At 63.3% G+C, this 21,516-nt stretch carries 18 protein-coding genes; 5 read left to right on the top strand and 13 right to left on the bottom strand.

The window, feature by feature from the left end; genetic code table 11:
- Position 1: 1 nt before the first annotated feature.
- Positions 2-484: a division/cell wall cluster transcriptional repressor MraZ gene (mraZ, locus tag J3U06_RS05085; protein WP_267444503.1), complete on the bottom strand. Its 483-nt coding sequence runs from the start codon at positions 482-484 to the stop codon at positions 2-4.
- A gap of 276 nt (positions 485-760) precedes the next feature.
- Here mraZ and J3U06_RS05080 point away from each other — a divergent pair, with 276 nt between their 5' ends.
- Entirely contained in the window at positions 761-2,995 is a 2,235-nt protein-coding gene (locus J3U06_RS05080) for a HelD family protein (RefSeq protein WP_267444502.1), read from the top strand.
- A gap of 130 nt (positions 2,996-3,125) precedes the next feature.
- Here J3U06_RS05080 and nrdR read toward each other — a convergent pair whose 3' ends face one another.
- Positions 3,126-3,608 (bottom strand): transcriptional regulator NrdR, encoded by a 483-nt coding sequence (gene nrdR, locus J3U06_RS05075; RefSeq protein ID WP_024627226.1) that lies wholly within the window; start codon positions 3,606-3,608, stop codon positions 3,126-3,128.
- A 158-nt stretch (positions 3,609-3,766) separates the two neighbouring features.
- A complete protein-coding gene (locus J3U06_RS05070) occupies positions 3,767-4,009 on the bottom strand; it encodes a LysM peptidoglycan-binding domain-containing protein (RefSeq protein ID WP_267444501.1) in 243 nt (80 codons plus the stop codon).
- Between the two features lie 337 nt (positions 4,010-4,346).
- On the opposite strand from J3U06_RS05070, the gene lexA reads away from it, so the two are divergent.
- Positions 4,347-5,162: a transcriptional repressor LexA gene (gene lexA, locus J3U06_RS05065; RefSeq protein ID WP_267400676.1), complete on the top strand. Its 816-nt coding sequence runs from the start codon at positions 4,347-4,349 to the stop codon at positions 5,160-5,162.
- A gap of 3 nt (positions 5,163-5,165) precedes the next feature.
- On the opposite strand, the gene J3U06_RS05060 is transcribed toward lexA, so the two are convergent.
- The 3 genes from J3U06_RS05060 to hflX form a co-directional block, all read right to left on the bottom strand.
- On the bottom strand, positions 5,166-6,095 hold the full coding sequence (locus J3U06_RS05060) for a cation diffusion facilitator family transporter (protein ID WP_267444500.1): 930 nt from the start codon (positions 6,093-6,095) through the stop codon (positions 5,166-5,168).
- Between the two features lie 71 nt (positions 6,096-6,166).
- Positions 6,167-7,129 (bottom strand): L-lactate dehydrogenase, encoded by a 963-nt coding sequence (locus tag J3U06_RS05055; RefSeq protein WP_024627229.1) that lies wholly within the window; start codon positions 7,127-7,129, stop codon positions 6,167-6,169.
- Positions 7,130-7,228: 99 nt separating this feature from the next.
- A complete protein-coding gene (hflX, locus tag J3U06_RS05050; protein ID WP_267444618.1) occupies positions 7,229-8,695 on the bottom strand; it encodes a GTPase HflX in 1,467 nt (488 codons plus the stop codon).
- A 222-nt stretch (positions 8,696-8,917) separates the two neighbouring features.
- Between hflX and J3U06_RS05045 the strand changes: the two genes are divergently transcribed.
- From J3U06_RS05045 to J3U06_RS05035, 3 genes are read left to right on the top strand one after another with little or no spacing between them, the layout of a single operon-like run.
- A complete protein-coding gene (locus tag J3U06_RS05045; RefSeq protein ID WP_267431334.1) occupies positions 8,918-9,580 on the top strand; it encodes a class I SAM-dependent methyltransferase in 663 nt (220 codons plus the stop codon).
- Positions 9,577-13,644 carry an ATP-dependent RNA helicase HrpA gene (gene hrpA / locus J3U06_RS05040; RefSeq protein WP_267444499.1) on the top strand — a complete coding sequence of 1,356 codons (4,068 nt, stop codon included), beginning with the start codon at positions 9,577-9,579 and terminating at the stop codon, positions 13,642-13,644. Before J3U06_RS05045 ends, hrpA begins: the two co-directional genes overlap by 4 nt.
- Positions 13,641-14,528, top strand: a complete 888-nt coding sequence (locus J3U06_RS05035) for a hemagglutinin (protein ID WP_267400684.1) — start codon at positions 13,641-13,643, stop codon at positions 14,526-14,528. Before hrpA ends, J3U06_RS05035 begins: the two co-directional genes overlap by 4 nt.
- 9 nt (positions 14,529-14,537) lie before the next feature.
- Here the strand turns inward: J3U06_RS05035 and glnA are convergent, their stop codons facing one another.
- The 7 genes from glnA to hisD all read right to left on the bottom strand — a co-directional run bounded on the left by glnA (position 14,538) and on the right by hisD (position 21,438).
- The gene (gene glnA / locus J3U06_RS05030; RefSeq protein WP_267400686.1) at positions 14,538-15,875 is read right to left on the bottom strand and encodes a type I glutamate--ammonia ligase; all 1,338 of its coding nucleotides are present in this window, start codon (positions 15,873-15,875) and stop codon (positions 14,538-14,540) included.
- Positions 15,876-15,921: 46 nt separating this feature from the next.
- Positions 15,922-16,653 (bottom strand): bifunctional 1-(5-phosphoribosyl)-5-((5-phosphoribosylamino)methylideneamino)imidazole-4-carboxamide isomerase/phosphoribosylanthranilate isomerase PriA, encoded by a 732-nt coding sequence (priA, locus tag J3U06_RS05025; protein WP_267444498.1) that lies wholly within the window; start codon positions 16,651-16,653, stop codon positions 15,922-15,924.
- Positions 16,654-16,655: 2 nt separating this feature from the next.
- On the bottom strand, positions 16,656-17,414 hold the full coding sequence (gene hisH / locus J3U06_RS05020) for an imidazole glycerol phosphate synthase subunit HisH (protein ID WP_267400691.1): 759 nt from the start codon (positions 17,412-17,414) through the stop codon (positions 16,656-16,658).
- A 31-nt stretch (positions 17,415-17,445) separates the two neighbouring features.
- Positions 17,446-18,198, bottom strand: coding sequence for a hypothetical protein (locus J3U06_RS05015; protein WP_267400693.1), 753 nt, complete (start codon positions 18,196-18,198; stop codon positions 17,446-17,448).
- Complete coding sequence (gene hisB / locus J3U06_RS05010; protein ID WP_267400695.1) at positions 18,195-18,797, bottom strand: imidazoleglycerol-phosphate dehydratase HisB; 603 nt, start codon at positions 18,795-18,797, stop codon at positions 18,195-18,197. Before hisB ends, J3U06_RS05015 begins: the two co-directional genes overlap by 4 nt.
- A 98-nt stretch (positions 18,798-18,895) precedes the next feature.
- Entirely contained in the window at positions 18,896-20,044 is a 1,149-nt protein-coding gene (locus tag J3U06_RS05005; RefSeq protein WP_267400697.1) for a histidinol-phosphate transaminase, read from the bottom strand.
- On the bottom strand, positions 20,041-21,438 hold the full coding sequence (gene hisD, locus J3U06_RS05000) for a histidinol dehydrogenase (RefSeq protein ID WP_267400699.1): 1,398 nt from the start codon (positions 21,436-21,438) through the stop codon (positions 20,041-20,043). The genes J3U06_RS05005 and hisD overlap by 4 nt, the downstream gene beginning before the upstream one ends.
- Positions 21,439-21,516: the final 78 nt, after the last annotated feature.

The following is a 21,516-nucleotide window of genomic DNA, read 5'->3' as shown; positions in this document are numbered from 1 at the left end:
ATCAGCAATCCACCGCCGGAAGAACATCATCGGCAATGTCGGCATAGCCCTGCTCCTTGCTCTCCAGGTAGGCAGTCCAGGAATCCTGATCCCAGATTTCAGCACGGGTGCCCACGCCGATGACCACGACGCGGCCGGTCAGCCGTGCATAGGAGCGCAGCATGGGCGGGACCAGAATGCGGCCCTGCTTGTCCGGGACCTGGTCGACGGCGCCTGACAGAAATACGCGCAGGTAGTCCCTGGCCGATTTGTCACCCATGGAGGTGTGTTGGATGCGCACGGCCATCCGCCGAAATTCCTCGGTGGGCAGCAGGCTGACGCAGCGTTCCTGGCCACGGGCCATGACCAGGCCCTGACCCAGCTGAGCGCGGAACTTGGCGGGCAGAGCCAGGCGGCCCTTGGCATCCATCTTGGGGGTGTAGGTGCCCAGAAGCATGGGCGGCAGGGAAGGCGAGGCGGCATCTGCGTCGTATGTATCGGCCATGCCCCACCTCCAATGCCAGTTTGGTATCCATGGGACGGCCCCACCGGGTAGCGTCCCCTACGCAGTGCTCCCCATTTTACCCCACTTATCCCCATTGCTCACCACCTTGACACCACTTCAGGCCCAAACCCAACCATTCGCCCCGCCGAAGGGTTCACCTCGGCGTTTCGCCACCCGGTAAAGAGGGCACGGCCAAGGGTCAGTTGAACCGAAAAAGTAGAGGACGGGCGGTATATTGGATCATCCGATTTTGAACATTCCACAGAACGGACGCACATGTCGAGCTATTCCTCACAGCTGCATGAAGAGCAGACGGCGGTGGACAGGGCCTACGGCCGTCTGGACGAGCTGCGGACGCAGGCCAGGACCAGACTGGACGCGGTTCGGGCCGCCGGCTCCCACGGTTCCCCCACCCAGCGCACCGAACGGGATTCCTTTGCCAACATGTACGAGGACCGGCTCACCCAACTGCGAGCCATGGAGGACCGTCTGGTCTTCGGCCGACTGGATACTGCCCAGGGCGGTCGGCGATATATCGGACGACTGGGCCTGCTCGACAGCAACCATGAGCCCATCCTGACCGACTGGCGTGCCGAGGCCGCACGCCCCTTCTACGAGGCCACTCCAGCGGACCACGGCGACATCGTCATGCGTAGGCACATCACCCTTAACTTCCGCCAAGTCACCGGCATCGAGGATGAGGTTCTGGACCTGTCGGCCCCAGAAGTGGACAAGGCGGCCCAGGGCGGCACCCTGGCCGGCGAGGGCGCGCTCATGGCATCCCTGTCCAGCCGGCGCACCGGGCAGATGACCGACATCGTGGCCACCATCCAGGCTGAACAGGACCGGATCATCCGCTCCCCCATGACCCGTCCACTGGTGGTCCAGGGCGGGCCGGGCACCGGCAAGACGGCCGTGGCCCTGCACCGGGCGGCCTATCTGCTCTACACCCATAGGCGTCGACTGGAGAGTTCAGGCGTGCTGATCGCCGGGCCCAGCAACGCCTTCCTGCACTATATTGATCAGGTCCTGCCCTCCCTGGGCGAGACCGGAGTGCTCAGCCGCACCATGGGCGACCTCATCCCCGGCATCAGCACCGAACGCCAGGAGGACCCGCACGTGGCCCGGCTCAAGGGAGACATCCGCATGGCCGAGGCCGTAGCCAATGCCGTCGCCTCCCGGGAGCGGGTGCCTGCCTCCCTGCCCACGGTCAAGGTGGATGGGGTGGCCGTCCCTATGCTGGCGGTCGACCTGGAACAGGCCCTGGTCGATGCCCGACGCAGCCACCAGCCCCACAACAAAGCCAGGAATACCTTCGTGCGTTCGGCCCTGAACGCCATGACCGCCCGCTATGCCGAGGGCGTGGACTATCAGCCTGGAGCCGAGGAACTCGCCCGGCTCACCTCCCTGCTGAGACTGAACGACCAGGTGCGGCGGACCCTCAATCTAGCCTGGCTGCCCATGAACCCCCGCTGGCTGGTCAATGACCTCTGGTCCAGGCCGGATCGTCTGCGCCGGTTCGCCCCTTGGCTGACTCCTGAACAGATTGATCTGCTGACCCGCCAGGACGGCGCCGAACTGACCGTATCCGACATTCCCATCCTGGATGAGGCCATGGAGCTGTTGGGCCCTGACCCCCGTCAGGCGGACCGCGACCAGGCTGAAAAGGCCCGCCGCGATGAGGAACGACGGTTTGCCAGCGACACCTTGGCCCAGAATGGCATCGGAACGGGCATCGTGACCTCGCAGATGCTGCTTGATTCCATCAACGGCCAGGACGAGAACCAGGCAGCCACTCAGGCGGCCGCCGACCGCGAATGGGTCTACGGGCACATCGTGGTCGACGAGGCCCAGGAGCTGACAGCCATGGACTGGAGGATGCTGGTCCGGCGCTGTCCCTCCCGATCCTTCACCATCGTCGGGGACGTGGCGCAGACGGCCGCACTGGGTGGCACCCGGTCCTGGGCCTCCACCATGGACGCGCTTTTCGGACCGGATGGATGGGATCTGCGGCAGCTGACCATCGACTATCGCAACCCTCGTCAGGTATCCAACCTGGCCTCCTCCTTCGCAGCCTCCGAGGGCCTTGAGGTTTCGACCCTCAAGGCTGTGCGCGAGGTGGAAGGATCGGTAAGCCGCCTACGGGCAGAGGATCGGGTCAGTCTGTTGGACCAGCTGCCTGACCTGGTGCGCGAACTGGCGGAACGTCATCTGGGCAAGGACGGCACCGGACGCCTGGCCATCATCGTTCCCAGCGCCCTGCAAGCCGAAGTCAGCTCGCGCCTGCATATTGATAAGGCTCAGGAGCATCAGATCACGGTCACGACCACCGGCCACACCAAGGGCCTGGAGTTTGATGCCGTGGTTCTCGTGGAGCCTGGTGCCATTCAGGATGAGGCTCCTTCCAGGCTGAGCGCAGCGTCTGACCTCTATGTGGCCATGACGCGCCCCACTCAGGAGCTGGTCATTGCCCAAACTTCCGGGGATCAGAAACTATTGAACCTGGGATGAAGTATCTAGTGCCGGGCCAGTATCAGGCCTGGCACCGCGTTCACTTCCAGTCACAGGCCAGCCCCGTCACACAATGACGGAAGCTGCTCGCCTGCTGCAGGCAGAATGGCCGGTGCCCGAATAGCCGAATTCAGGACTGTGCAGTAGCAGACTGCTCTTCAGCTGACTGGTCTTCGGCGCGCAGGGTGTCGATGGCCTGCTGGAAGTCCTCCAGGTTGCTGAAGTTGCGGTAGACCGAGGCGAAGCGCAGATAGGCCACCTCGTCCAGCTCCCGGAGAGGCTTCAGGATAGCCCTGCCGACCTCTTCCGAATCGACCTGTGCCAGGCCACGCGAACGCAGATCCTCTTCGACCTGCTGGCCCAAAAGTTTCAGGTCATTTTCATCAATGGGCCTACCTTGGCAGGCCTTCCTCACGCCAGCAATGACCTTGTCCCGATTGAAGGGCTCGGCATTGCCTGAGCGCTTCATAACCAGGAGGATTGAGGTCTCCACCGTGGTGAACCGACGCGAGCATTGCGGACACTCACGGCGGCGTCTGATGGCATGGCCGTCGTCGCTGATTCGCGTATCCACAACCTTGGTATCGGGATTTTGGCAGAAAGGACAGTGCATGTGCACTATCATAGCGCCAAAGAACCTCAAGACCCACGTATACCGGGCCTATCAGCGTATAACACTGGACAAACTCCTCAAACTCAGCTAGTTACCCTTTTCCAGTCGACAAGCTATTGAAGCCCCATTGGTGATTTCCTGAACCGAAGATCACTGCCTCACTCGTCGCTGGGAATCAGAATTCGGTCCCCAACGCGCAGATTGGGTGAGGACATATTGTTGATCTGCATGATGCGGTCTACGTTTTTAGTGACGTCCTCGCCTTGCGGCGTGATTGAGGCCGCATAGGACCAGACATTATCGCCCGGACGAACTGTACGGGTGACGACCTCCTGTGGTCCTGGAGCGGAGCTTGCCGGACGAGCCATCAATCCGACCCCAGTCAGGGCCAAGGCGCTCACTGCTAGGAAAACCACAGATCTGCGTATGGTGACGCTCGCAAAACCCTGCGCGGACAAACATGCTGTTATAGCTCCACGCAGACGAGCCATGATGGATGAGAACACAGCACTGATACGCGTCCGGCAGTCCGAAAACAGGTTCGAAGGCGCGGACATGCGGGAACTGGCGCAGGAACGAACAACCATGGCACACCTCTTTCGAACATTTGTTCTATCGAACAGATGTTCTCATTGTGGCACTGCAGTCGTCATTTGGCAAGACCGATTCGAACATTTGTTTGATTTTTCACTTCAGGCAGGTTAAGCTGGGTTCAGTTTCCAAGGAAAGGAGCCATCAGTGAGCACCATCCCCTTTGCCGGGTCTGCGACCATGAGCTCCGCCAGCCAGTCCACCACCACTGACAACGCAACCTCTCAGGAAAAGGCCGAGACCTCAGCCAAAAACGAAGCGAAAGAAAACGCCGCCACCACTGAGAGCCCGAATCAAGGATCCAGGCCTGAGCTGACCGATCGACAGGCCAGGGTGTTGGAAGCCATCAAGCGTCACCTGTCAGAGCGCGGATTCGTGCCCTCCTACAGGGAGATCGGCAGAGACGCTGGACTGCGCAGTACTTCTTCTGTCAAGCACCAACTTCAGGTCTTGCAGGATCTGGGCTACATTCGTCTGACTGCAAACAAGGGCCGTGCCATAGAACTGGTCCAGAACCATCCTGAGCCGACCGCAGGAACCGCCAGAATCGTTCCTTTCCCTGACGCAAAGGCCGACGAGGCCATCATGCAGTCACGCGATGTACCCCTGGTCGGCAGAATTGCCGCCGGCCAGCCCATTCTGGCCGAACAGCATGTGGACGATGTCATGCGCCTGCCGGAACGTTTGACCGGATCCGGCGAGCTCTTCATGCTTGAGGTCCATGGGGATTCCATGGTCGATGCCGCCATCTGCGACGGGGACTTCGTGGTCGTCCGCCGCCAGCAGGAGGCCGAGAACGGAGATATCGTTGCAGCCCTGCTGGACGATGGTGCTACAGTTAAGACCTTCCGCCGCGAGGAGGGCCACGTTTGGTTGATTCCCCACAACCCGGCCTACTCCCCCATTGACGGCACCCACGCCGTCATCATGGGCAAGGTGGTCACCGTTCTGCGCAAGGTCTGAGGGTTACATATCCAAATGCTCGCCGCTGCTGTTCCGGTGGCCCTGCGGTTCTATCTGAAAGGTCGTGTGTTCGACCGAGACCGGGAAATGATCGCGCAGACAGCGTTGCATGCTGGTCAGAATACGTTCGTTTTCGACAGCCGTCGTGCCCTGACGCACTACCACATGTGCCGTCAGCTGCGGCAGACCAGTGGAAACGCTGCTGGCATGCAGATCATGAACCTCAAGTACGCCAGGCACTCCCTCCAGGTGCTTCCTGACCTTGGCCATGTCGAGCTCCGGCGGGGTTTCCTCAAGAAGCACGGAGACGCTGCAGGCCAGGAGCTTGATTGCGCGGGGAATCATCAGCAGGGCGATCAGGGCTCCCGCCACGGCATCGAACCCGGCCCAACCGGTGATCATCATAACCACAGCTGATATCAGAACCGCCACCGAGCCCAATGCGTCGTTGACCACTTCGAGAAAAGCGGCACGCATGTTCAGGTTGTCCTTATGCCCTGAGGCCAGGACAAAAATTGACCCTACGTTGGCAGCCAGGCCCAAAATGCCGAAGAAGAGCAGCAGCCCCTGCTGATGGACCTGATCCCGCCCAGGTGACCAGAGTCGCAAGACGGCCTCCACAATGGCGTAGATGCCCACAGCCAGCAGAACCAGAGCACCGCCAGCCGCCGTGATGACCTCCAGACGGGACCAGCCCCAGGTACGTCGGTTCGTGGGGCGACGCTCCATCAACACGGCAGTGACCGTGGAGGCGATCAGCACAGCCATGTCGGTCATCATGTGCCCGGCATCTACCAGCAGAGCCAGGCTACGGGTGACCACGGCGCCGACAACTTCAGCCACGAAGACCGATCCCGTCAGCGCCAGGGTCATCAGCAACTGTCGACGATGGGCGGATCCGCCACCCCGGACATCACCTTCATGAGCGCTCATGCATACCCCGATTCATCAGTCACCAAAGTATGTCACCAGGGGTCATAAGGCAAGAGTCTTCTGAGAAATACTCAGAAACCGAACTTGCTTGCCGTCTCCTTGAGGGTCTCGGCGGAACGCTTCAGAGCGGCCAGCTCGCCGTCGCTCAGAGGGGTGTTGATGTGGGTGTTGACCCCATCACGGTTGAGCACGCTGGGCACTGACATGCACACGTCGGAGATCCCGTGGAAGTCCTCCAGCAGAGAGCTGACCGGCAGGATTCGGTCAGTGCCGTTCAGTATGGACTCGATGATGTCCACGCCGGACATGGCGATGGCGAAGTTGGTCGCCCCCTTGCCCTCGATAATCTGGTAGGCCGCGTTCTTCACCTCCTGGTGGATCTCCTCGCGCTTGGCCGCGTCCAGGGGCTCATGGCCAGGCAGCTCCATCCAGTCGCACATGGGCACGCCGCCGATGGTGGCCGAACTCCAGAGGGGGACCTCGGAGTCGCCGTGCTCACCGGCAATGTAGGCATGGACGTTCTTTACGTTGACGCCGGTCTGCTGGCCGATCAGGTAGCGCAGGCGGGCGGAGTCCAGGTTGGTGCCCGAACCGAACATCTGGTTGACCGGCAGCCCGGACAGCTCCAGGGAAACCCTGGTCACGATGTCGACGGGGTTGGTAATCAGCAGGAAGATGGCATTGGGGGCCACCTCGACCATCTGAGGGATGATGGACTTCATCATGTTGATGGTGGCGCCGGCCAGGTCAAGCCGAGTCTGCCCCGGCTTCTGCCTGGCTCCGGCAGTGATGACCACCATGTCGGCATCGGCGCAGATCTGCGGATCGTCCGAGCCGTCGATGGTGACTGTGGGGTAGAAGCTGGATCCGTGCTGCATGTCGCGGACCTCGGCCTCAACACGCTGGGCGTTGATATCCTCAAGGACGATCTCCCGAGCCACACCGCGCTGGGCCGCCGAGAAGGCCAGGGTCGACCCCACGGCTCCGGCTCCTACGATCGCTAGCTTGGTTGGCTTGATTGATGATTCCGCCATAGTTTTATGGACCTCTCTTATCGGAACCCGGGAAACGGGTTTGCCGCTGACAACATACGTAGTTTACCCAGCATAGGTGACCTGGCGTGCACCTGCCCCTTAGGAGCCCAACCCGGTTGCTGGCGTGTCACCCGTTGAAGCCTGCAAGGGCTTCTCGTCGATGGCCTGGTCAAGCACGGCAGCCGCCAGCCGGTCGTCCACATCAGCGCTCAGCACAACCCCATCGGCCCGGTATTCCAACGAATTCACCCGTCCCAACTGCCGCACCTGTTCCAGCAGGGAGCCACTGGTGTAGGGCAGGATGGCCTCGACATGCACGGCGGGGGCGGGCAGCAGCTCCTCCACTCGTCTGCGCAGGGACTCAAGGCCCTGACCCTGCCTGGCCGAGACCAAAAAGGCATCAGGCTCAAGGTTGGCGAGCCGCTGCCGGGCATCCTGATCGATCAGATCCACCTTGTTGAAAACCAGCAGACGGGGGATGGACTCAGCGCCGGGGATGTCTGCCAGCACGGCATCCACAGCCCTGATCTGCCCAAAAGGATCGGGGTGGGAGCCGTCCACGACGTGCAGAATCAGGTCGGACTGACCCACTTCCTCCAGGGTGGATTTGAAAGCTTCGACCAGCTGAGTAGGCAGACGGCGGACGAACCCGACCGTGTCCACGTAGACGTAGAGCCGACCGTCCGCCGCCTTGGTGCGCCTGACGGCCGTATCCAGGGTGGCGAAGAGGGCGTTCTCCACCAGTTCCTCGGACCCGGTCAGCCGGTTGGTCAGCGAAGACTTGCCGGCATTGGTGTACCCCACCACGGCCACTGCCGGCAGCTGGTAGCGCCGCCGGGATCCACGCTTGACCTGACGCGAGGGGGCCATCTGGGCGATCTGACGCTTCAACCGGGAAATCCGTCGTCTGATGACCCGTCGGTCGGTCTCGATCTTGGTCTCACCAGGGCCTCGGGAGCCTATGCCGCCGGCCTGCCCGGCAGCCTGGCCGCCAGCCTGCCGGGAGAGGGATCCGCCCCAGCCGCGCAGCCTAGGCAGCATGTACTCCAGCTGGGCCAGCTCCACCTGGGCCTTGCCCTCGCGGCTGGTGGCGTGCTGGGCGAAGATGTCCAGGATCAGGGCCGTCCTGTCGACCACCTTGACCTTGGTGACATCCTCCAGGGCCCGTCGCTGGGAGGGATGAAGGTCGTCATCGGTGATGATGGTGTCGGCGCCCAGCCGGGCCACGATATCCGCCAGCTCCCGCGCCTTGCCTGAACCCAGGTAGGTGGCCGGATCGGGCTTGACCCGCTGCTGGAGCAGTCCATCAAGCACCTGAGCCCCGGCAGTCCGTGCCAGGGCGGCCAGCTCGCGCAGGGACTCCTCGGCCTGACCGACCGTGGTGCGCGAACCCGACCAGACGCCGACCAGGACCACCCGCTCCAGACGAACCTTCCGATACTCCACCTCGGTCACGTCCTGGAGCTCGCCCAGCCCCTCGACATGGCGGAAGGCGTTGCGCCGGCTGCGCTCCTGCCACTCCTGATCCTGGTCCTGCCCGACCTGCCCCTCGCTGCCGGTCAGCACCTCGGACTTGTGGGCGAGCGGGTCCTGGTGGGCATCGACAATTGTTGGGCCAAGCTCTTGGGTCGGTTGTTCTTGGGTCAAAGGCACCTCTGCACTGGTTTATGAACTAGGGAACGAATCCGGTATAGGCGGAATCATGACACAGTCTTTATTATCATCTTCTTAGCAGACATCAGTGAGTGCCCGAGGGACGGGCAGGATTCGAAGACGGACAGGATGGACATGACGCACAGGGACCATGGCAGCAGCCGGGGACAATCCTCCAGGACCGGGACGGACGGAGGCGAACAGTACTTCGTGGCCCGTCCGGCCTCCCCCGACCAGCGGCGGACCATCCAGGTGGAGCTGGCCGGCCGTACCTGCCAGGTGGAGGTCTCCCACGGGGTCTTCTCGTCAGGAAGGCTTGACCTGGGGACTTCGGTCCTGCTCAAACGCGTCCCCCAGCCTCCGGCCGAGGGCGATTTTCTGGATCTGGGCTGCGGCTGGGGGCCCATAGCCCTGAGCATGGCCATGCAGTCGCCCAAGGCTGACGTCTACGCTGTGGACACCAACCTGCGAGCCCTGGACCTTACCGCCCGCAACGCACAAACCCAGGGTCTTGACAGGGTGCGCACCCTAACCCCGGAACAGGTGCCGGACGATCTGCACTTCGACCTGATCTGGTCCAATCCGCCCATCCGGGTGGGCAAGGCGGCCCTGCACGACATACTGATGACCTACCTACCCAGGCTAAAGCCCCAGGGCCGTGCCTATCTGGTGGTCCAGCGCAACCTGGGTGCCGACTCCCTGATTCCCTGGCTGGCTGACACCCTGGGCTCCGGCTGGACGGCGGAGAAATACGCCTCAGCCAAGGGCTACCGGGTCATCGAGGTGGGCCGGGCATGAGGTTCGAGTATCCAGCCGAGCTGCCCATCAGCGCGGCCAAGGAGGACATCGTCCATGCCGTGCAGTCCTCCCAGGTGGTCATCGTCTCGGGACAGACCGGCTCGGGCAAGACGACCCAGATCCCCAAGATCCTCCTGGAAATGGGCCGTGGCGACCACGGCCGCCAGATTGTGCACACCCAGCCCAGGAGGATCGCCGCCAGAACCGTGGCCGAGCGTATCGCCTCGGAGACGGGCACCAGGCTGGGCGACCAGATCGGCTACCAGGTACGTTTCACCGACAAGTCCAGCCGAAGCACCCGCCTGCGAGTGGTCACCGACGGCATCCTCCTGGCGCAGATCCAGGGCGATCCGCAACTGCGGGCCTACGACACCATCATCATCGACGAGGCCCACGAGCGCAGCCTCAACATCGACTTTCTGCTGGGGTATCTGACCGCCCTGCTGCCCAAACGGCCCGATCTTAAACTGATCATCACCTCGGCCACCATCGATTCGGTCAAGTTCCGGGACCACTTCGCCAAGGCCCTGCACACCCAGGTGCCCGTGCTGGAGGTCTCCGGCCGCACTTATCCGGTCCAGACCCTCTACGAGCCTGCCGGATCGGCCCCTGCCCTGATGCGGCATGTCCCCGGGTTCGACTCCGAGGAGGAGGGCCAGGACAGGGAGGAGCCGGACATACCCAAGGCGGTGGCCCGGGCCTGCGCTGAACTGGTCATCCACTCCACCCATGTCGACGGCCCCAGGGACATCCTGGTCTTCGCCGCCGGCGAGCGCGACACCCGGGAGTACGAGACTGCCATGCGGCGCTACTTCGGCCCGCGGACTTCCGACATGCGTCGCCCGGATGCCCTGGAGATCATCCCCCTCTTCGCCCGCCTGTCCGCCAAGGAGCAGCACCGGGTCTTCGAACACCACGGCCATCAGCGCATCGTCATCGCCACCAATGTGGCCGAAACCTCCCTGACGGTGCCGGGCATCCGATACGTGGTGGACCCCGGACTGGCCAGAATCAGCCGCTATTCCAAGTCGGCCAAGGTCCAGCGGCTGCCCATCGAGCCCATCTCCCAGGCCTCGGCCGATCAGCGTGCAGGCCGCTGCGGACGTGTGGCCGACGGCATCGCCATCCGCCTGTATGCCAAGGACGACTACGACGCCCGTCCCAAGTTCACCGACCCGGAGATCCTGCGCACATCCCTGGGGTCGGTCATCCTGCACATGCTCTCGGTAGGTGTGGCCCATACGGCCGAGGACGTCACCGACTTCGGCTTCATCGATCCGCCCGACACCCGTGCGGTCAGCGACGGTCTACGCAAACTGACCGAGCTGCAGGCCATATCCCGGCAGCAGGGCCTCATCCGTCTGACCAATCTGGGACGGCGGCTGGCCAGAATCCCCATCGACATCCGCCTGGGCAGAATGATCCTGCAGGCCGGTCAGGACGCCACCCCGGACACCCTGGCCGCTGTTCTGGTGGTCGTGGCCTTCCTCTCCCTGCAGGACCCTCGCGAGCGCCCGGAGGAGAAGCGCGAGGAGGCCGACCGGATCCACGCCCGCTACGAGGACCCCTCCAGCGACTTCCTGACGGCCCTGAACATCTGGAACCGATTTTTCCCGCAGGACAAGGAGCCCTCCAACGGGACCCTGCGCAAGGCCTGCAAGCAGGAGTACATGGCCTTCCTGCGCATGCGGCAGTGGCATGACCTCTACCGGCAGCTGGCCCAGATGTGCCGAGGCCTGCACATGAAAGTGGGTTCCCCAGTACCTGTCAAGGGACCGGACCAGACCCTGCTGGACCTGCCTATTGGACAGCAGGCAGCACACGCCCTGGTCTGCTCCTGGGACGACCAGGGCATCCACCGTTCCATGCTGGCTGGCCTGCTCTCCAGCATGGGCATGCAGGTGGTTCACGAACCCAAGGCCTCCGATTTCGCCGGCCTGCATGGCGCGGCCCGGGCCAAGGCTATGAAGCGGGCACGCCGGCAGGCCAAGAACGACTATCAGGGTGCGCGCGGCACACATTTCGCCATCTTCCCAGGTTCTGCACTCTCCAAGGCCAATCCGCCCTGGATTATGGCTGCTGAGCTGGTGGAGACCTCCCGGCTCTGGGCTCGCTGCTGCGCGGCCATCGATCCGGCCTGGGCCGAGCCCCTGGCCAAGTCCCTGACCAGAACCACCTACGCCGAACCCCACTGGTCGGCCTCCCGTGGTGCCGCGGTGGCGACCTCCAAGGTCCTGCTCTATGGTCTGCCCATCGTGCGCGACCGGACCGTCCAATGGGCACGGATCAACCCGGGCCAGGCTCGGGATATGCTGATACGCCAGGGCCTAGTGCAGGGCGACGTGCGCGAGCGCTTCCCCCATGACGGCTTCATCCAGGCCAACCGGCAGGTGCTCAGCGAGGCTGGCGAGCGGACCAGCCGAACCCGCCAAGTGACCGGCACCGTCACCGAAGAGGACCTTTACGATTTCTACCAGGAACGCATTCCCCAGGAGGCCACCTCCCTGGCCGCACTGGGCTCTTGGTGGCGGAAGCACCACGATGCGGACCCGCACCTGTTGGACTTCGACCCTGACAAGGTGGAGCGCCTGAACGACCAGTCCGCCTCCTATCGACCCGGAGACTACCCCGACCACTGGCACACCCTGGGCACCGACGGCCGGCCCATGGATCTGCCCCTGACCTATCGCTACCAGCCGGGAGAGCCTGACGACGGCATCACAGTCCACATCCCCCTGCACTGCCTGAACCAGCTGACGCCAGGACAGTTCAGCTGGACTGTGCCCGGCCTCCTGGACGACCTGATCACAGCCACCATCAAGTCCCTGCCCAAGGCCCTCCGGGTCCAGTTCGTTCCCGCCCCTGACGCCGCCCGGACCATCCGCTCCTGGATAGACGGCCACTATCCCCTGCTGCCCGGTGCCGATCCTGCGTCGGCAGAGCAGGCCACCTACGGGTCGGCAGACCAGCATGCGGACGGAGACGAAAATGGTGCAGGAGCCATCCCCACCGGGGGCTGGCCGGACTTCGAGCAGGTCTTCACAGCGGCGGCCATTGATACTCTCGGAGCCCAGCTACACCCGGAGGTCTTCACCCAGGCCAGGCTGGAACGACTGCCCGACTACCTGCGGCCCACCTTCCAGGTGGAGGAGAAACGGCGCCACGGCCACCCCAAGGTCCTGGGCCGGTCCAAGTCCTTGACCGATCTGCAGCGAAACCTGGCTGGACAGGCCCGACAGTCGGCCCGGTCACGGGTGGACTCCCAGGCCAGCAAGGCCGCCCAACAGGGCCAGGTGGTCAAGAGCGCCGACCTCCTCCACCAGTCCGGCGCCACCACCAAACCGCGCGAGGAACTGATCTGGCAGGTCGCCCTGGACAAGCTCCACCTGCCTGCCCAGCGGATCTCCTCACGCTGGCTGAGCCGGGAAGCCCTGATATTGGCTTCGGCCCCCTACCCGGACACCTCTGCCCTTGCCGAAGACCTGCAGATGGCCGCTGTCAAGCGACTGATCCCCCACACCGAGACCATCACCGACGATCAGACCCTGCAGGAGGCTGTGGCCGGCGTCAGCCAGGTCTACGAGGACACTGTGTATCAGGTGGCCAAGGATGTGGTTGCCATTCTGGAGACTTCGGCCCAGGTGGACAAGGCCGTGTCTGGCCCGGCCGATTTGCCCCTGCTCTCCGTCCTGCAGTGGATACGCCAGCACTCGGCCAGCCTGGTGGCCAAGGGCTTCATCGGCGCCGACCCGCCCTATGCCCTTCCCCGCCTGCGCACATACCTGAAGGCGGACCTGATGCGCCTGGACAAGGCCCGTAGGGACAAGGACCGTGACGTACGATGGGCATGGCAGGCACAGACCGCCCAGGATCTGGTGGGCCAGGCGGCCAAGACGGCCCAGGCTCTGCCCGCCGGTCCCGGAAGAGACCAGGCCATGGACCGTGCACGAAGGGGACGTTGGATGATGGAGGAGTACTTCGTCTCCATCTGGGCCCAGGAGTTGGGGACAGCAATCCCTGTCAGTCTGCAACGAATCAGGAAGGTGCTGGAAGGAAAGCCATGAGCAAAAGACCATCGGGACGATCACGTAAGGGCGGCACCAAACGCGGAGGGACGAGCCTCCGCCGCGCGCAGACCTTGGGGGCCGCCCTGATGGCCGTAGTCCTGGTGGTCGCCCTATGCATCCTGGCTGTCCGCTTCGTCTCCTACCGGCTGATGGTAGGCCGCGTCATCCGCCACCAGGAGGAGCTGTCCCAGGAATACGTTTTCAATCCAGGCAAAATCATCACCGATCACCGTTTCCATGACACCGTGGACATGAACGCCGACGACGTCCAGGCCTTTTTAAACAAACACGAGGCCTCATGCAACGGATCCACCTGCCTGCGCAGCCTGCAGATGGATGTTCCCGACCGTCCCGGTGACGGTCTATGTGATGCCTACAAGGGCGGCAAGAAACAGAGCGCGGCTCAGATCATCGACGGGGCCGCCCGCTCCTGTGGAATCAGCCAGAAGGTCCTCCTGACCATGCTGGAAAAGGAGCAGCATCTAGTGGCCACCAATCATCCCCCCACCCAGGTCCAGCTTCGGTCGGCCATGGGCCTTTCCTGCCCAGATGATGCAGACTGTGACACCCGCTATGCCGGATTCTTCAATCAGGTCTACGGGGCTGCCCACCGATTCCGCTACTACCAGGCCCATCGGAACCAGTATGCCTACCAGACCAAGGCTCTGAACGATGTACGCTTCAGCCCCGATGTATCCTGTGGCAGCGGCAAAGTCTACATCGAAAATGATGCCACTGCCCTGCTCTACATCTATACGCCCTACCAACCCAACGAGGCAGCGCTACAGGCAGGCGACGGCGAAGGCGACCGCTGCTCCAGCTACGGCAACCGCAACTTCGTCATCATCTACAACAATTGGTTCGGCCGATCGGACCAGTGAGCCCCGGTTTCAAAGCCTAGGCAGGTAGTAGGCCAGCTCGTAGGGGGTGACCTGCCGGCTGTACCCGGCCCACTCCCGATGCTTGTTGCGCAGGAAATACTCGAAGGTCTGCTCGCCCAGCACCTGGGCCACGAAGTCCGACTTCTCCATGACCTTCAGCGCCGCGTCCAGGCTGTCAGGCAGGGGTTCGATGCCCAAGGCCTGACGCTCAGCGTCGGTCAGCTCCCAGACGTCGTCGCTGGTGGGCTCGCCCAGGGTCATCTTCTGCTCGATCCCGTCCAGGCCGGCAGCCAGCAGCACCGAGTATGCCAGGTAGGGGTTGGCCCCTGGATCCAGCCCGCGGAACTCCATCCTGGCCGAGTTGCCCTTACCGGGCTTGTACTGGGGTATGCGCAGGAGGGCGGACCGGTTGTTGTGCCCCCAGCAGACGTAGCTGGGCGCCTCGGCCCCGCCCCAGAGCCGCTTGTATGAGTTGACGTACTGGTCGGTCACCGCGCAGATCTCAGCCGCATGGGCCAGGATGCCGGCTGCAAACTGCCGGGCCGTCTGGGACATGTTGAACTCCTGGCCCACCTCGTAGAAGGCGTTGGCGTCGCCCTCGAACAGGCTCAGATGGGTGTGCATGCCCGAGCCCGGCTGGTCGGTGAAGGGCTTGGGCATGAAGCTGGCGTAAATCCCCCGCTCCAGGGAGATCTCCTTGACTACGGTCCTGAAGGTCATGATGTTGTCGGAGGTGGTCAGGGCGTCAGCATAGCGCAGGTCGATCTCATTCTGACCCGGTCCGGCTTCGTGGTGGGAGTATTCCACCGAGATGCCCATCTGCTCCAGCATGTTGACGCAGGCCCGGCGGAAGTCCATCCCCGGGCTGCGGGGCACGTGGTCGAAGTAGCCGCCCTCGTCGATAGGGGTCGGGGTCTGGGACCAGTCATCCTGGTTTTCAAACAGGTAGAACTCAATCTCCGGATGCGTGTAGAAGATGAAGCCCTTCTCCTTGGCCTTGGCCAAGGCCCGCTTGAGCACGTGCCGGGGATCCCCGCTGCTGGGCTCGCCGTCCGGGGTGAGCACGTCGCAGAAGATTCGCGCTGTGCCCTGCGGCCCTCCCCTCCAGGGAAGTATCTGGAAGGTGGATGGGTCGGGCTTGACGATCATGTCGTCCTCGGAGACCCTGGTCATGCCCTCGATGGCCGAGCCGTCAAAGCCCAGTCCCTCCTCGAAGGCCACCTCCAGCTCGGTAGGCGCTATGGCCACCGACTTCAGGGTTCCCAAGACGTCGGTGAACCAGAGGCGAATGAACCGGACATCGCGCTCCTCGACAGTGCGCAGCGCGAACTCCTCTTGTTTATCCATAGAGCTTATGCTCCCATTCCTATATTTCGCAGACTTGCTTATAGCGTTAACAATGCCCCGAGACCAGGTCCAGCGCCTGCTCCAGGGTGAAGGCCCCTTCATAAAGGGACTTGCCCAGAATAGCGCTGTCCACGCCCCGATCGACCAGGTCCAGGATGTGACTCAGGTCATCCAGACTGGAGATGCCCCCGGAAGCGGTCACCTTGGCCGGAGTCCGGTCAGCCACCTGGCCCAGCAGATCCAGGTTGGGGCCGGTCATCATCCCATCGCAGGTCACGTCGGTGACCACGTACCGGCTGCACCCGTCCCGGTCCAATCGTTCCATGGCCTCGAAGAGATCTCCGCCCTGTCTGGTCCAGCCCCGGGCGGCCAGGGTGTGTCCACGCACGTCCAAACCCACGCAGACTTTCTGTCCGTAGCGAGCCAGGACCTGGCTGGTCCACTCCGGATCCTCCAGGGCCGCCGTGCCGATGTTGACCCGGGTGGCACCGGCATCCAGGGCGGCCTTCAAGCTGGCGTCGTCGCGGATGCCGCCGCTGAGCTCCACCTTGACGCGATCGCCCAGCTGGTTGACCAGGGCGGCCAACTTGTCACGGTTTTCTCCGGTACCGAAAGCCGCATCCAGGTCGACCAGGTGGAGCCACTCGGCACCCTGGTCGACCCAGGCCTTGGCTGCATCGGCAGGCTCGCCGTAGACCTTCTCGGAGCCGGAGACCCCTTGCCTGAGACGGACCGCCTTTCCGTCGCGGATATCGACAGCGGGTAGCAGCGTCAGCATCTTCATTCACCTTTCTCGGAGGGGAGTCCGGAAGCCCCGGGAAGGGTCCGCACCCAATTGGTCAGCAACCGTGCCCCGGCCTGACCGGACTTTTCCGGATGGAACTGAGTGGCGCTCAAGGGACCGCACTCATAGGCAGCCACGAACCTGCTGCGCCCATAGGTGGCCCAGGTAACCAGCGGTTCACCAAAAGTGACGCCCTGTGAGGTCTTGCCTGACTCCGGCTGGCTGCCGCTTTGTTCATTCAACGCCGAAACTCGTAGGGCCAGGTCGTGCTGTGTCTCGCCGGCCCGGTCATCCCCCTGCACCGCCATAGCTGCATAGGAGTGGACGAAGTAGAAACGCTGATCCTGAACCCCCGCCAGCAGTTGTGTTCCCTGAGGTGCCTGGACATGATCCCAGCCCATATGGGGCACGACATCAGCATCCAGCTTGGTCACCCGACCGGGGATCAGGCCCATTCCGGGTTCGCTGCGGCCATCCTCGTCCCCGAACTGGAACATGATCTGAAGACCTATGCAGACCCCTAGAACCGGTAGACCCTGGGTCAGGCGGTCCAGGATGATCCGATCGCCGCCGACGGCGCGTAACCCCGCCATGCAGGCCCCGTAAGCCCCCACGCCGGGAATGACCAGGCCGTCGGCCTTCATGGCCAGGTCTTGGTCGGCGCTGATTTGGGCATCTACCCCCAGCTGGGAGAGGGCATGCACCATGGATCTGACATTGCCGAACCCATAGTCAAGCACCTGTATCCTGGTCATGTTCCTCCTAGCAGGTCTTTGGTCTCAACGATTACTCGACGCGACCCTGGCGGGTCGATCCTCCGGCCCCGAACCTGGTGTGCGAAGCGATGATGCCCATGGCCTTCTCGCGGTTGTACTCCCCCGAGTCGAAGATGGTGGCCCCATCCTGGCGCAGCCTGTCCACCGTAGTGGTCCCGATCATCAGGTCCTCCACGAAGTCGGCGGTGGCGGCAAAGAGAATGGGCGGCGCAAGCGTCTGCCCCGACTGTCCGCTGATCCAGAGGGTCACTTCGAGCTTGTCGGCCCTGTTGACCGCCAGGATGGCGCTGAGCCCGGATACGACGGTAGTCAGATCGCGGATGGCTGCCTCGGGTCCGTCACCGTCCAGGTTTCTCAGGACGGCCACGGCACCCTCACGGGCCTGAATGCACCAGGCCGAGATATCGGAGATTTGGCAGAAGGCCGCCAGAAGCTCTGCCGAAGCCAGACGGGTCACCATGACGGCGGCCTTGGCCCGGTTGCCGATCAGACCTTCCAGTTCCTGATCGAAATCGGCAGCAACACCATCAGTCCCATCTGGTTCCACCGACGATTCGTCAGTGGGCGCAGAATCCGAACCAGCCTCGTCATCCACGCCTGATGCAGACCGTTCAACAGGTTGATCCGCTTGATCCTGGCCCTCATTGAACTCGGCCTCAAAGCTGGCCAGGGCCCGCTCGACCTCCTCCTCGCTCAGATGATGGCCGGAATCCGGCAGGTCCTGATCCTTGCCGTCCTTGTTATCGTGTTCATCAGCGCTCATAGCGACCCCTTGGTGCTGGGGATGCCCTTCACCCTGGGATCAGGCTCCACAGCAAAGCGCAAGGCCCTGGCCAGGGCCTTGAACTCAGCCTCGGCAATGTGGTGCGGATCCCTGCCCGACAAAAGGATCAGGTGCAGGCAGATGCCGGCGTGCAGGGCGATGGACTCCATGACGTGCCTTACCAGGGAGCCGGTGAAGTGCCCGCCGATCATGGCGTACTCGAACCCTTCCGGTTCGCCGGCGCAGACCGCATAGGGCCTGCCGGAAATGTCGACCACGGCTCGGGCCAGAGCCTCGTCCAGGGGAACAGTGGCGTCAGCGAAACGCTTGATGCCCCGCTTGTCCCCCAAAGCTTGGGCCAGGGCCTCGCCAAAGACGATGGCCACATCTTCGACGGTGTGGTGGACGTCGATCTGTGTGTCCCCGCTGGCCTTGATGGTCAGGTCAATCAGGGAATGCCTGCCCAAGGCCGTCATCATATGGTCATAGAAGGGAACTGAGGTGTCGATGTCGGTCACTCCGGTGCCATCCAGGTCCAGACTCAGACTCACCTTGGATTCACTGGTCTGGCGGGTGATGGTGGCTGTTCTGCCTGCCATTGCTGCTCCTCCGCTTTCTTGCCGCGCATTCCAGTCCGCACTGCGGCTCCTGCACGGCATCTAGACCACCAGCATAGCCGTGCCGCTGGTCTGATCCTTCAGAACCGCTTGAGGACATGGACCAGGGTTTGACGGAATCGCTCCATCTCCGCGTCCGTGCCCATGCAGACCCTCAGGTAGCCCTGAGGACCGACGGCCCGGATCAGCACGCCTTCATCCTTCATGGCCTCGAAGATGGCATCGCGGTCGGGGAAGGTACCGAAGAGGATAAAGTTGGAGGCCGAGGGGACCACGGTCAAGGGACGACCATGGAACTTCTGTCCGGCCAGCCACTCAGCGGTTTCCCGACGGGTCTGGCGAAGCTGATCCACCCGAGCCAGCTGGAGGTCGGTGTGCTCCAGGGCAGCCAGGGCCGCAGCCTGGGTCAGGGCGCTCAGGTGGTAGGGCATACGAACGATGCGGACCGCGTCAACTATTCCCCTGGATGCTGCCAGGTAGCCCACCCTGGCGCCGGCGAAGGCGAAGGCCTTGGACATGGTCCGGGTGACTGCCAGATGGTCGTACTGCCCGATCAGACTGACCGCCGAGGGCGTGCCCGGGTCTCGGAACTCGATGTAGGCCTCATCCACGACCACGATGGGCTGGGCGGACTTATCCGCGCCCGCTACAGGGACCTTGGAGCAGGCCTCCAGGAGCCTGGTCAGCTGATCCATGGGCAGGGGCGTCCCCGTGGGATTGTTGGGGCTGGTGACCAGGACCATGGCGGGGCCTAGCGTCTTGATGCGCTCGATGGTCGTTTCAATATCCAGGCTGAAATCAGGCTGCCGATGAGCCAGCTCCCAGTCTGTGAAGGTGTCTCTGGCGTACTCGGGATACATGGAGTAGGTCGGATCGCAGCCCAAGGCGATCCTGCCCGGTCCACCGAAGGCCTGGAAGAGCTGGAGCATGATCTCGTTGGACCCGTTGGCCGCCCAGATCTGCTCGGGTTGGAGCGAGGTCCCTGACTCCTTCTTCAGATAGGCAGACAAGGCCCGCCGCAGATCCTCATGCTCCCTGTCCGGATAGCGGTTGAGACCGGGGGCCGCCTGGCGCACACGCTGGCAGATGGCATCGACCACCTCCTGGTCCAGGGGGTAGGGGTTCTCGTTCACATTCAGACAGACCGGGACATCCAGCTGGGGGGCGCCATAGGGCTCCTCCCCTACCAAGTCCCTACGGAGGGGAAGATCGGCAGGTATGGCACTCACCGCAGACCGGCATTCTCTTCGTTGGCTTCCAGGTCGGCCTTGTCGTAGGGATCCTCCAGGAACCGGCTCAGGACGCACTCGCCATGGGCGGGCAGATCCTCGGATACGGCGAAATCATTGATCTTGGCTGCGATAGGCTTGAGCCCTTCCTGGTCATATTCGATGACTTCGACAGGTTTCATGAAGGTGTGGACGCCCAGGGCCACGTCGAACCGGGCGGTGCCGCCGGTGGGCAGGACGTGGTTGGACCCGGACATGTAGTCGCCCAAGGGCACAGGAGCGTAAGGGCCGCGGAAGATGGCCCCTGCATTCCGAATCCGGTCGATGACGGCATCAGGATCGGCCGTCTGAACCTCCAGATGCTCGGCGGCATAGGCATTGGCCACGTCGATGGACTGGTCGATTCCGTCGGTCAGGATGATTCCCGACTGGTTGCCGCCCAGGGAGGTGCGCACCCGGTCGGCGTGCTCGGTCCTAGGCACCCTGCGATCCAGGGCCTCCTGAACGCCCTGGGCCAGGTCCTGGCTGTCGGTGATCAGCACCGAGCCGGCCAGCTCGTCATGCTCGGCCTGTCCGATCAGGTCTGCTGCCACCCAGTCGGGGTTGGCCTGGCCGTCGGCTAGAATAGCGATTTCCGTGGGTCCTGCCACGGCATCGATTCCCACCATGCCGGAGACCATCTGCTTGGCCGTCGCAACAAAGATGTTGCCCGGGCCTGTGATCTTATCGACCGGGTCGCAGAGAATCTCCCCGTCCTGAGGTTCCGACCCCTTGGCCCCGTAAGCAAACATGGCTATAGCCTGGGCACCGCCCACGGCATAGACCTCATCCACGCCCAGGATGGCACAGGTGGCCAGGATGATGGCCGCTGGCAGACCACGGGGATCGTCAGAGGCGGGCGGAGTGGCCACGGCCAGGGAATCGACGCCGGCCACCTGGGCGGGCACTGCGTTCATGATGACCGAGGAAGGATACAGGGCCTTGCCTCCCGGCACGTAGAGACCTACGCGTTGGACCGGGATCCACCGCTCGCTGACCCGGGCACCGGGTGCCAGGTCGGTGGCCATGGGCTTGGGCACCTGGGTGGTGCAGACCTTGCGGATGCGGGTAACGGACTCCTCGATTGCCGCCCTGACCTTGGGATCAAGCCCCTCCAAGGCCTTCTGCATGGCCGATGCCGGGACCCTCAGATCATGGGGACGCACATGGTCGAACCTCTCCTCCAGGTCACGCAGGGCAGCGGCCCCATGCTCGCGCACCCGGTCCAGTATGGGCTGCACCTGGGCACTGGCCTCCCGGGTACCCATATCGGCACGGGGCATGGCGGCGAGAAGTTGGGCGCGGGACATGGTTTTCCCGCGCAGATCCATGGTTCTCATCATGAGCTTTGTCATACTTTGATGGTAGTGAACTTTTGTGTCGCCAAAGCCAGTGACTGACCACCGTCCCAAATGGTGAGACGGTTTCGGGCG

This window comes from Bifidobacterium sp. B4142 (assembly GCF_026537325.1).
GTDB lineage: Bacteria > Actinomycetota > Actinomycetes > Actinomycetales > Bifidobacteriaceae > Bombiscardovia.
Note: the sequence above shows the minus strand (reverse complement) of the source record. Positions and strands in the feature narration are given on the sequence as shown.

Coding starts and splice junctions, on each gene's coding strand:
- J3U06_RS05080 (WP_267444502.1), top strand. CDS start 761: ATGTCGAGCTATTCCTCACAGCTGCATGAAGAGCAGACGGCGGTGGAC.
- hisB (WP_267400695.1), bottom strand. CDS start 18,797: ATGGCAGGCAGAACAGCCACCATCACCCGCCAGACCAGTGAATCCAAG.
- glnA (WP_267400686.1), bottom strand. CDS start 15,875: ATGGATAAACAAGAGGAGTTCGCGCTGCGCACTGTCGAGGAGCGCGAT.
- hisH (WP_267400691.1), bottom strand. CDS start 17,414: ATGACCAGGATACAGGTGCTTGACTATGGGTTCGGCAATGTCAGATCC.
- priA (WP_267444498.1), bottom strand. CDS start 16,653: ATGCTGACGCTGCTACCCGCTGTCGATATCCGCGACGGAAAGGCGGTC.
- hrpA (WP_267444499.1), top strand. CDS start 9,577: ATGAGGTTCGAGTATCCAGCCGAGCTGCCCATCAGCGCGGCCAAGGAG.
- J3U06_RS05060 (WP_267444500.1), bottom strand. CDS start 6,095: ATGAGCGCTCATGAAGGTGATGTCCGGGGTGGCGGATCCGCCCATCGT.
- J3U06_RS05015 (WP_267400693.1), bottom strand. CDS start 18,198: ATGAGCGCTGATGAACACGATAACAAGGACGGCAAGGATCAGGACCTG.
- nrdR (WP_024627226.1), bottom strand. CDS start 3,608: ATGCACTGTCCTTTCTGCCAAAATCCCGATACCAAGGTTGTGGATACG.
- J3U06_RS05035 (WP_267400684.1), top strand. CDS start 13,641: ATGAGCAAAAGACCATCGGGACGATCACGTAAGGGCGGCACCAAACGC.
- hisD (WP_267400699.1), bottom strand. CDS start 21,438: ATGACAAAGCTCATGATGAGAACCATGGATCTGCGCGGGAAAACCATG.
- J3U06_RS05045 (WP_267431334.1), top strand. CDS start 8,918: ATGACGCACAGGGACCATGGCAGCAGCCGGGGACAATCCTCCAGGACC.
- mraZ (WP_267444503.1), bottom strand. CDS start 484: ATGGCCGATACATACGACGCAGATGCCGCCTCGCCTTCCCTGCCGCCC.
- J3U06_RS05055 (WP_024627229.1), bottom strand. CDS start 7,129: ATGGCGGAATCATCAATCAAGCCAACCAAGCTAGCGATCGTAGGAGCC.